Source organism: Bacillota bacterium (genome assembly GCA_036504675.1).
Taxonomy (GTDB): Bacteria; Bacillota; Sulfobacillia; order JAJYWN01; family JAJZPE01; genus DASXUT01.
In genome coordinates this window covers 16,752-27,090 of the sequence record DASXUT010000016.1, presented here as the reverse complement: position 1 = coordinate 27,090, position 10,339 = coordinate 16,752, and the positions used below count along the sequence as shown (strand labels likewise).

Below are 10,339 nucleotides of genomic sequence, written 5' to 3'. Positions count from 1 at the left end.
AACAGGCTCCCGGCGTCGGCCACCCCACCCGGTCCGGCCGATGGCGCTCCGGCCAGGAACTTCCCTGGTCCGGGTGGGCCGAAAGGGCCGAGACCTACGGCGTAACCCAGCTGATCGCCGCCTCGTTCGCCGTCGAGGCGGCTCAAGGGCCGCAGCTCGCCCGGCTGACGGCCCGGGCCGATCGGACAGAGGAAACAGGCGATCCCGTCGAGGGTCACCTCAATCTGCACGTCGACCCCGGTCAGACGATCGAGGTTAAGGAGAACGGCCAAAGGGAAACTGAGCCGTTCCTCCACGATCACCAGGCTCGGCGAACACTGAATGGCGAAGCTGAAGCGCGCGCTGATCTCGGAGGAAACGCTGTAGACGCCCTCCGCGACCGGCGAGATGAACGGCCCGCTGATGGACAGAGTACCGGGCACCATGCCGAGGGGCGTCGGCACGCAGTGGATGGTAGTGCCGACCGGCACGGGGAGAGCAAAGCGCCCGCTGAGCGGAACGACGCATTGGTCGACGACTTGCCGCAGTTCGAGGCAGGCGACCTCGATCGCGACCATGGGCACCACCTGCCGCCGCCCCGGGGATTCAGCCTTATTTGGCGATCCCTAGATGCACTACCAGTCTATGAGAACAGAGGGCCGACGGCCCACCTCGTCGGGGGCGGGGCACTGGGGGCCCCCGCGGGGTAGGTGTCGGGGTCGTCCGGGTTGTACACTTCATCGATGTAGGCGATGACCGACAGAATCTGATCGGTCGGATTTCTGATCCGATGGATGGTATTGGGAGGCACCCTGAGGACCGCCGGGCGCCGCCGGTCCAGGGTGAAGACCCGGGACGCGCCCGTCCCGACGTCCTGAAGCTCGATCACCGCCCGGCCGCCGACCACGCAAAACCATTCTGTCTTGCGGCGATGATAATGCCCGCCCTTGATGCAACCCGGGAAGGCCGTGGTCAGGTAGACCTGACCTTTTCCGGTGATGGGGACATGATCGCCCCGGAAGACCTCGAGGACTTCTCCTCGTTCGTCGGCGAGGCTCTTGACCGGGGACAACAGGTCGTCATCGAGAACCATCGCCAAGTCCCTCCATGATGACGGAGCCGTCGACCGACAGCTCCTCCAGCCCTTTCACCAACGTCGGCAGCGGCACCCGCAGCCGCTCTTGGGCCCGGCAAACGCACAGGGACACGTCGCGGGGGCGCGGGCCCGGGAGGCTCGCAGCCCCGCGCGACTCAGGCCGGACCAGTGAGGCGTCCAGGCCGTGCACTCTGGCGACGGCGAGGGCGAATTCATACCGACTGCATCGCTGGGCCCCGGCGATGTGGTGAATCCCCCCCAAACGCTTGCCGGCGAGCTCAGTCAGGGCCCGAGCGAGAACGGTGACCGGAAGCGGGGAGGAGATGAGGTCGACCGCCGCGTCGAGACCCTGTCCGGCGGTCAGGGTGGCCAGACACCGGTTGAAAAAGCCCCGTCCATCAACTCTCAAGCCGTAGAAGGTGGTGCGGACGATGGCCAGGTCGGCCCCGGGAAGGCAGGTTGCGGCCGCCAGCTCGCCGGCCAGTTTGGTGAGTCCGTACCAATTGCCTGGGCTGGGGTAATCGGTCTCCCGGTAGCCTCCGCGGCGGCCGTCAAAGACGTAGTCGGTCGAGACATAGATCAAGAACGCCCCGACGCCGGCCGCCGCTCGGGCGAGGTACCGCGTGCCGCGGACATTGACCTGCCGGGCCTCCTTGGGGTGGGTCTGGCAGTAGTCAACATCAGTGATGGCGGCGGTATGAATGACCACCTTTGGGGCGATCGCCGCGACCACCTCCTCCACCGCCCGGCGGTCGGTGAGATCAAGTTGGACCGACCGGCAACCGGCGACGGAGGCGCGGGTTCGGTGGGTTGTCAGGTGGGGAAGGAAACCGCCTGCCGGCAAGGCTCTGCCGAGGTGACTGCCCAGAAGCCCCGCCCCTCCGGTGACGAGCGCCACCTCCAACCGAATCACCCTCCAACCGAATCACCCTCCGACGTTCTGCCTCAGCCAATCCGAGGTCAGGCGGAGACCGTGAGATAGGCCGACCGTCGGGTGCCAATCCAGGAGCTCACCGGCCAGCCGGTGGTCGCCCTTGAGACGGGCGATTTCGCTCCGGGGGTGTGGGGACGGAGCATATTCGATCGCCCCGGTTCGGCCGGCGATGGTTTCGGCCAGGTCACGTATTCTGACCTCGAGCCCCGAGGCGCCGTTGATCACCCGGCCAACCGCCCGGTCGCTCAGCGTGGCCCGAACGATGAAGTCGGCGCAGTCCTCAACATAAAGGAAGTCCCTGGTCTGTCGGCCATCTCCGTACACTCTCAGGGGTTGCCCCAGTTGGGCCCGGCGAAGGAAGACCGGAATCACCCCGCCTTCTCCGTCAAGCCGCTGATAGGGGCCATAGGTGTTGAAAGGCCGGAGGATCACGACCGGTGTCCCGTAGGCCTGATGATAGGCCCGGCAAAGGGACTCCGCGGCCAATTTGCCGCCGGCGTAAGGGGAGAGGGGACGAACCGGGCTATCCTCGTTGAGGCCCATGTTCCCCACGGCGGCCGCGTAGACCATGCACGTACTGACCAGCACAAGCTTCGTCTCGGTTCGACGGCACTCTTCCAGCAGCCCATGAGTCCCGGCGACGTTCACCGCGAAATCCTCGGTCGGGTTGTCCAGGCTTGACTGGACGCTGATGTTGGCCGCCAGGTGGATGCAGACGCCGGGGCCACGGTTCAGGAGGTCGGCCAGCAAGGGCCGGTCTCTCACGTCCCCTTCAACGAACTCGGGCGGCCGGCCATCGGCCGACCTCAATCCGTGCAGGTTCTCGACCCTGCCTCCGCTCAGGTTGTCGATCACCTGGGCGGTGTGACCCAACTCCAGGAGCCGTTTCACCACCCACCGCCCGATGAAACCGGCCCCGCCGGTCACCAGCGCGCGCATGTCAGAGCCCCCCTCCAGGCGGTGGTCGTCACTCGCTCGGGAGAACCCGGCGGTACCAAGCGATTGTCCGGTCGAGGCCCTCCATCAGTGTGATCCGGGGGCGCCATCCCGTCTTGCCGGTGAGGCGTGAAATGTCGGCCGCGAGCCGGGGCAAGTCCCCCGGCCGAGAGGCGCCCCGGACGACCCTCGACGATGATCCGGTCATCCTGATGATGATCGCGCCGAGGTCGGCGATGGAGGTTTCCCGCCCGGTGCCGACGTTCAAGGTCTCCCCGATGAGCAGGTTCTTCCGGTCGAGGACGGAGATGTAGGCGGCGACGGCGTCGCCGACATAGATGAAATCGCGCGTCTGGCGACCATCGCCGCTGACCTCGAGCGGTCGATTGGCCAGCGCGTGCCGAACGAAGTTCGGAATCACCGCCGCATACCTGGCCGTGTCCTGATTCTCGCCGTAGGTGTTGAAATTCCTGATGACGATGACCGGGTAGCCGTACCATTCGTAGAGGGCATGGCAGTGTTTCTCGGCCGCCAGTTTCGTCACGGCATAGGTGCTTCGAGGATACATCGGATGGTCCTCGTCGATGGGGACGTACCGGGGGCACCCATAGACCTCCGGGGAAGAGGCGTACACCAGCAATGGTGCCTGTCTCGTTCGGAGCAGGCTTTGGGTGAGCCGGAAGGTGCCCTCTTCGTTGTTCGTGAAGTACCGGTCCGGGTTCTCCATCGATTCGTCGATCGAGGTTCGCGCCGCCAGGTGGATGATCACGTCCAGCTTCCACTGGTCCAAAAGGTCGGGCGTGAGGGCCCGAAAGTCGCCCTCATGGAAGGTGAATTTCCTCCCAAGCTCCGGGGACTGAATGAATGGATTCGGGCAATCAAAGTGACGGGACAGGTCATCGACGCCGAAGACCGTCTCGACGTCATCGTGCTTCACCAAGGCGTCCACGGTATGGACGCCATACAACCCGGCTGCCCCGGTGACCAGAACCCGCATTGCCGTGCTCCTCTTCCCGATCCTCCGCCCCGGCCGGGGATCGCCGCCGACCAGGTCGACCAGGGTGTTCTATTCTATGATGGTCGATGCCGGGCAGTCAAACCTGAAGACGCAGCGGCTTGGTTCTCCCCATACAATAGTTGGGGAGGAAAGCCATGAAGACAAGCATCGTGGTGGTGACCAACAACCAATTGCCTTTCACGAGACTGTGTCTGGAGAGCATCGGGGCGTACACTCTGGAACCCTATGAGCTCATCGTGGTGGACAACGGTTCAAACGATGGGACCCGCGAGTTCTTGGCGGCCGAAGCTGAAGCGGCTCTGGCCGGCGGCGGCGGCTTCCCGCCCGAGGTGAAGGTCATCCTCAACGACCTCAATGAGGGCTACCCCAAGGCCTGCAACCAAGGGTTGAGAGCGGCGACGGGCGAGGCGGTCGTCCTCTTGAACAACGACATGGTGGTCACTCCAAGGTGGCTGACCAACCTCTTGAATTGCCTTGAGGCCACGGGCGCTGGGGCGGTCGGCCCGGCGTCGAACATGATCTCGGGGCTTCAGCGGGTCGACGCCGCCTACGACTCGCTGGAATCGATGGAACGATTCGCCGAGACCTTCAACCGTCCGGATGAGACGAAGTGGCGCCCGACCGTGCGGCTGGGGGGCGGTGGTCTCCTCCTCCGCCGCGAGGTGCTGGGGCGGGTCGGGTACTTCGACGAGTCGTTCACCCCCGGGAACTTCGAGGACGATGACTTCAGTCTGCGGGTCGTTCAGGCGGGGTTCGGGCTCCGTATCGCCGGGGACACCTTCATTCACCACTTTGGCGGGGTGACGCTGGGCCGCGGGCAGGCCTACGCCGAGGTCCTGGGACGAAACGCCAAGTACTTTTGCGGCAAGTGGGCCACCGACGACGCCACCGTGGCCTACCTTCGCCAACCGATTGCCGACGCCGTCCCCGCCGGTGCCCGGCAGGTGCTGGACCTCAGGTGCGGAGCCGGCGCCCTGGGTCTTGAGCTCAAGCGTCGAGGGGTGGGCCGGGTTTGCGGCATCGAAGCCGGCCCAGCCCTCGCCTCGGTGGCCGCCCGCAGCCTGGACCAGGTGGCGGTGGGCGATCCGGCCGCGGTTTCCCTCCCTTACGTGCCCGAGTCCTTCGATGTGGTCGTGGCCGACGGAGTCTTTGAGCGCGCGGCGGATCCCTGGCGACTACTGGCGAGGGTTGACGGATGGCTGGCGACGGACGGAGTGCTGGTCGCCACCGTGTCGAACGTCGCCCACCTCAGCACCATCGCCGGGCTGTTGCAGGGTACGTGGCGCTACTCCTCCCCCCTCCCGCGTCGAGGGCACCTGCGTTTCTTCACCAAGAAGACGTTCGTTGAGACCCTGACGGAAGCGGGCTTCGAGGCGGTCGGGGTGTCCGAGACGTTGGGCGACCTGGACGATCGAGCGGAGGTCCTTCTACTGGCCCTCGACGAGCTGTCCAGGAGGCACGGCCTTTCCGGCGGCAATGTGGCTCGTCAGGGCCGAGTCCTGAGCTTCATGGTAACCGCCCGCAAGAAGCAGTGAACGAGCCCGACGCAGGGCGGTCGCCAGGGCGGCGGAGGCCGGCCGGGCGCTCACCCCGGCCCTCAGCACTTCGGTGGCCCGGGCCAGGCTCACTTGCGCCAAACCGTAATGGGCGAAGACCCCGCCGACCCCGAAGGAGGAGCTGTACCGGGGGGGCGGGGGACCCAGTTCCAGGCACCGCCGGTAACAGTCGACGCTGCCGCGGTAGTTCCTCGTCAGGAGTTCAGCCCACCCCAACAGGTACCAAAGATCCGTGAAGTCGGGATACATTCCGACCCCGAGTCTCAGAACCTCGCGACCGCGCCAATAGTCCGCTTTGGCCATCCAGCAGGTGGCGATCTTCTTCACGAGGTCGGGATACTGAGGCGCCTCGCACGTCCACCGGGTTCGCGCGACTTCAAACTCACGCAGCGCACCGTCGTAGTCTTGGAGGGGCACGAGTTCCGCACCCAGGCTGTAATGGAGAAACGGATCGTCGGGGGTCAACGCCAGTTCGGACCGCAAGGCCGCCGTATTACGGCGGCTCTTCTGCTTGCCGAGCCACCTCGGAGTCAGGTATCCGTAGTGCAGGATGCGGATGTCGGCTATCCCCAAGGCGACGTCTGAGGCGCGTCCTTCGGCCGACCCCGAGGCCCCCCTGATGCTGTCGGCGATATCCTCGTGAATCGCCCCGCGGTAGCGATACCTGGACCGGTTGCGAAAGAGTGACAGACGGAGGTCGACCTCGCCTTCGTCCCCCGGCACGTCCCCGGTGTAGCTGATGGTGACCAGGAAGTACCCTTCCGGCCCGGCTTCGGCGGCCGTCTCAGCCCGCTTGACCAGGGCGAGAAGCTTTTCTCGATCGTCGGCCTGAAGCTCTTCGTCCGCGTCGAGGACCAGGATCCACTGTCCCCGGGCTTGATCCAAAGAGAAATTGCGGGCCTCGGCGAACGATCCGGTCCACGGGAAGGTGAAGACCCGGGCCCCGAATGAACGCGCGATCTCCGATGTACGGTCGGTCGAACCCGTATCGACGAAGACGATTTCATCGGCCACCCCTCGGACGCTCGTGAGGCACCTCGCCAGGAGATCCTCCTCATCGCGGGCGATCAGGCACAGGGTCAGACGAGGCGGTCCTTCCATCCCTGATCCCTCCCCTCGTTACCGGGGGCCTTGTCCCCGTAGGCGACCGGGCCGACCGGGCCGATCAGCCTTTTGGACTGGGACTCAAGGGCCTCGGCCAGGCCGGAGTAAGCCCCTAAGTCCCGCGGGTCCACGGTGAGGATGAGCCGGTAGAGCCTGGCCGCCCGGCTGAGGTGCCCGGTCTTGAGCTCGACCGTCGCCAACACCCGGAGGAAATCGAGGCGACCTTTGCCGGACGGTTTGCGTCTACCCCCGACTCGGTTGAGCTGCTCGCGGGCCAGGGCGACATAGCCATAGCGCAGCAAGGACCGGCCGACTCTCGTGGCCGCCTCTAGGTCGCGGCCCCCCGGAGAGACCAGTCTGAACGCCAGCCGGGCCTGATCCGGGCGACCCAGCTCGATGAGCTTTTCGGCCAGGTTAAGAAGGGCCTCCCGGCGATGACCGGCAGGGGCGGGCTGTTTCTGACCTGGGGGTGGCTTCTCCCGCCGCCGGGCGGCGGACCTCCCCCGGTCCAGCAGCATGCGGTTGAAACGCCGCAGGGCGGCCAGCCCGCCGCGTCCCCCAACCAGACTCCCCGGCTCCCGTCTTTCGAGCTGCCCCAGCCGGGTCAAGAGACCGGCCGCCTGGGCGGGTCGATTCAAGACCCAGGCGCACAGACACAGGCCCACAGCGGCCTGAGGGTAATCGGGGGAATCGCTCCGCACTTCAAGAAGCGCGACCCCGGCCGCTTCCGGCTGCCGGAGCCCGAGAAGACAGAGCCCCCTGAGAAGAGCGATCGACGGCCTTGCCGGGGCGCGGGCGGCGCCCGGGTGCCCGTCGTGGGGCTGTGCGCCCTTGATGTCGGCCAGGCAATCCAGGGCCTGCCGGTAAAAACCATTATCGGCAAAGGCCCGGGCCAGCGCCAGGAGGACCGGCGGGGTCGACGCGAGGAGCCTCTTCAAGTCCTCCAAGGCGCGGTCCGGGTCTTTGGCTTCGGCCAGGGCTTCGATCAGGAAGGGCAGGGCGAGCTCGGAACTTGGGTTCAGCTTGAGGACGAGGCGGTAGGCCGCCGCCGCCCGGAGGTGGTTCCCCATCGCCCGATGAGCATGGCCGAGGCCGAAGGCGGCTTTGAACGTGCCCACTCCCAGATCGCTGGTGTATTCCGGGGGAGCTTCCCCCATCCGCAGGCACCGGCTGAACTCCCCCGCCGCTTGGGCATAGTCCCTTGTTTCCTGGTGGAGCGTGGCCCGGAGAAAGACCAGGTCCGTGTAGTCCGGATAGGCTTCGAGGCTTCGAGTCAGCAGGGCGTCGGCTTCCCGGTGACGGCCGAGCCTGATCAGGTACAAGCTCAGTTTCCGGGCGAGTTCAGGGGCCCATCCGGGATCGACGCCGCCGAGCCGATGGGCCTGCCGAAGGCTGGCCAGGCCCTTGAGGTAATGGCCGGCACGAATGTACTCCGTGCCCAGGTTGAAGTGGGCAAAGGCATCGCCCGGGTCGGCCTGGACCACGGCCTGGCAGATTCGGAGGTTACGACGGACCTTGTCCTGCCGGCGGACGACCGGCCTGAGATAGCCGTAATGCAGGACGGTGATGTCCCGGTAGGCCAGGCGAGTGCCGGCCGGGAGGTCCAGTCGTTCATGGGTTCGGCCGACGTAACGGAGACCAGCCCGGTTCCGAAAGAGCCGGACGTGCGGGCAGACGACCGCGCCCTCACCGGGCTCGTCCCCAAGGTAGCTGAGGGTCCTGAAGATGTAGGCGTCGACCCCTCGACCGCCGATGAGCCCCCGGACCTTTGGCCGATCACCGGCGGCCAACTCGTCGTCGGCATCAAGGACCAGGATCCAATCTCCGCCGGCCTTCTCCAATCCGAAGTTCCTGGCCGCGCTGAAGTCGTCCTGCCAAGGAAGGCCGTGGACCATCGCCCCGTGGCCCCTGCATAGCTCGATCGTTCTGTCGTCCGAGCCCGTGTCGACGATGATGACCTCATCCACCAGTGCTTCCACGCTGAGAAGGCAACGGCCGACGGCGGCCGCTTCGTTCCGAACGATCATGCACAGGGATAGCTTCGGCTCGCTGTCCGGTTCAGGTCTGGGCTCGGTCAACCGTGACCCCTCCGTCCCCTAATTCGGCGAGGGCCTTGTGCAGAAGCTGAGCGGCCGGGAAACGTTCCAGGCCTTCTCTCAAAATGGCCGCCGCTTCTTGCCGGAACATCCCGGCCAGGGCGAGATAGGTTCGGTCGTCGGCCCTCATTTTCCTCAGGACTGAGCGGGCCTCGTCGAGGCGGTCCTCGGACCAATAGCAGAAACAGAGGCCGAGCGCGGCCTGCTGAAAGTACGGGCTATCCTCGGGAACCTCGCCCAACTCGGCGCCGGCCGCCCCGTGCCGTCCCGTCCGAAGAAAGCAGACGCCTCGAAGGTAATGGACCTGAGGGGTGACCGGACCGTTCTGAGTGGCGAGTCCCAGGTACGAAAGGGCGGTGTCGTATCCGCCGGCCAGGCAGAAGATGTCGGCCAGGATGAGGAGATGCTCGGGCCGGGTCGAATCGAGAAATCGCTCCAGATACGCCCGGGCCATGGCCGCCCCGCCCTGGGTCAAGAGGATCGAACCGATGCGGTACAGAGGCAGAAACCAGTTTGGATGGCCGGCGAACGCATCCTGGTAGGCCTTGACCGCCTGGTGCTGGCGGCCCATCGCTTCATAGACCTGGCCGAGACCATAGTGGGCCTTGAAGGTGGCCAGGCCTTCTTCGACGGCGCCATATGGAGGGACCGGGGGAGGGCCCATCGCCACGCACTGGTAGAAGCAACCCGCCGCCCGGGCGAGCCTCCCCTGGTGCTGGTGAACGACCCCCTCCTGATAGACCAGGTCGGTGAAGTCCGGGTACTCGGCGAGCCCGGTTTCAACGAGGGTCATGGCCTCGTCCCAGCGGTCGAGCTTCATCAGGCACAACACCACGGTCTTCACCAACTTGCAGCCCCACATCGCCCCGCGCGGCATAAGCGTCCGAGCCAGTTCAAGGTGCGGCAGGGCGTCGGCGTATCGGTCGAATCTCATGTACTCGACGCCCAGGTTGAACCGCACGAAGGCGTCGTTGGGGCTCTTCTCCACCTGCGCCAGGGCGAGGTTGAGGTTGCGTTGGCCGGATTCGGACCTCCGCAACCCGGACAAGTAGCCGTAGTGGTGAATCCGCAGTCCGGAAGACGCGAAGTTCGTTCCCGGCCGGACCTTGAGGATGTTCTCGCCGACCTGCTCATGCAGAACGCCGCTGAAGCGATACTCCTTGCGGTTGCGAAAGAGACGCAGGCTGGCCGAGATCTCAACATCAGGATGGCTTGGTTCACCGATATAGTTGAGGATCTGAACCAGGTAGGCTTCCGCTTCCCGGCCGGTCAGCAGGCTGCGCAGTCTCGCCCGGTCGTCACGATGCAGTTCCTCGTCAGCGTCGAGGACCAGAATCCACTCCCCGGTGGCCATGTCGAGGGAGGCGTTTCGAGCGGCGGCGAAGTCGTCCGTCCAGGTCAGGCTCCGCACAACGGCCCCCAGACGGCGAGCGATCTCCACCGTACGGTCCTTGGAACCGGTGTCGACGATGGCAATCTCCTCGACCACCCCCTGGACACTGGCCAGGCAATTGGGCAGGAAGTCCTCTTCGTCCCGGGTGATCAGGCACAGCGACAGGCGGCCCTCCAGCGGGCTGTCCACCAAGACCCCCCCCAAGGCGAGAAACGCTCTGTTTCGGC

9 protein-coding genes are annotated in these 10,339 nt (G+C 65.8%); 1 reads left to right on the top strand and 8 read right to left on the bottom strand.

Going from position 1 to position 10,339, the window contains the following annotated elements; all coding sequences use genetic code 11:
- The 5 genes from VGL40_01160 to VGL40_01140 all read right to left on the bottom strand — a co-directional run.
- On the bottom strand, positions 1 to 557 hold a 557-nt coding region (locus VGL40_01160), incomplete at its 3' end, for a hypothetical protein (GenBank protein HEY3313879.1).
- A 65-nt stretch (positions 558 to 622) separates the two neighbouring features.
- Positions 623 to 1,072, bottom strand: coding sequence for a WxcM-like domain-containing protein (locus tag VGL40_01155; protein ID HEY3313878.1), 450 nt, complete (start codon positions 1,070 to 1,072; stop codon positions 623 to 625).
- Positions 1,059 to 1,973, bottom strand: a complete 915-nt coding sequence (locus VGL40_01150; GenBank protein ID HEY3313877.1) for an SDR family oxidoreductase — start codon at positions 1,971 to 1,973, stop codon at positions 1,059 to 1,061. Before VGL40_01150 ends, VGL40_01155 begins: the two co-directional genes overlap by 14 nt.
- Before the next feature lie 27 nt (positions 1,974 to 2,000).
- Positions 2,001 to 2,948 (bottom strand): NAD-dependent epimerase/dehydratase family protein, encoded by a 948-nt coding sequence (locus VGL40_01145; protein ID HEY3313876.1) that lies wholly within the window; start codon positions 2,946 to 2,948, stop codon positions 2,001 to 2,003.
- A 28-nt stretch (positions 2,949 to 2,976) separates the two neighbouring features.
- Positions 2,977 to 3,942, bottom strand: coding sequence for a GDP-mannose 4,6-dehydratase (locus tag VGL40_01140; GenBank protein HEY3313875.1), 966 nt, complete (start codon positions 3,940 to 3,942; stop codon positions 2,977 to 2,979).
- 155 nt (positions 3,943 to 4,097) lie between these two features.
- Here VGL40_01140 and VGL40_01135 point away from each other — a divergent pair, with 155 nt between their 5' ends.
- Positions 4,098 to 5,498: a glycosyltransferase gene (locus VGL40_01135; GenBank protein HEY3313874.1), complete on the top strand. Its 1,401-nt coding sequence runs from the start codon at positions 4,098 to 4,100 to the stop codon at positions 5,496 to 5,498.
- Here the strand turns inward: VGL40_01135 and VGL40_01130 are convergent.
- Genes VGL40_01130 through VGL40_01120 form a run of 3 tightly spaced genes read right to left on the bottom strand, consistent with a single transcriptional unit; the run spans position 5,391 to position 10,301 of the window.
- The gene (locus tag VGL40_01130) at positions 5,391 to 6,620 is read right to left on the bottom strand and encodes a glycosyltransferase family 2 protein (protein ID HEY3313873.1); all 1,230 of its coding nucleotides are present in this window, start codon (positions 6,618 to 6,620) and stop codon (positions 5,391 to 5,393) included. The genes VGL40_01135 and VGL40_01130 overlap by 108 nt on opposite strands.
- The gene (locus VGL40_01125) at positions 6,599 to 8,701 is read right to left on the bottom strand and encodes a glycosyltransferase (GenBank protein HEY3313872.1); all 2,103 of its coding nucleotides are present in this window, start codon (positions 8,699 to 8,701) and stop codon (positions 6,599 to 6,601) included. Before VGL40_01125 ends, VGL40_01130 begins: the two co-directional genes overlap by 22 nt.
- Positions 8,682 to 10,301 carry a glycosyltransferase gene (locus VGL40_01120; GenBank protein ID HEY3313871.1) on the bottom strand — a complete coding sequence of 540 codons (1,620 nt, stop codon included), beginning with the start codon at positions 10,299 to 10,301 and terminating at the stop codon, positions 8,682 to 8,684. Before VGL40_01120 ends, VGL40_01125 begins: the two co-directional genes overlap by 20 nt.
- Positions 10,302 to 10,339: the final 38 nt, after the last annotated feature.

Bases quoted from the DNA above. Each gene is read 5' to 3' on its own strand.
- VGL40_01155 (HEY3313878.1), bottom strand. From the start codon at position 1,072: ATGGTTCTCGATGACGACCTGTTGTCCCCGGTCAAGAGCCTCGCCGAC.
- VGL40_01145 (HEY3313876.1), bottom strand. From the start codon at position 2,948: ATGCGCGCGCTGGTGACCGGCGGGGCCGGTTTCATCGGGCGGTGGGTG.
- VGL40_01140 (HEY3313875.1), bottom strand. From the start codon at position 3,942: ATGCGGGTTCTGGTCACCGGGGCAGCCGGGTTGTATGGCGTCCATACC.
- VGL40_01135 (HEY3313874.1), top strand. From the start codon at position 4,098: ATGAAGACAAGCATCGTGGTGGTGACCAACAACCAATTGCCTTTCACG.
- VGL40_01130 (HEY3313873.1), bottom strand. From the start codon at position 6,620: ATGGAAGGACCGCCTCGTCTGACCCTGTGCCTGATCGCCCGCGATGAG.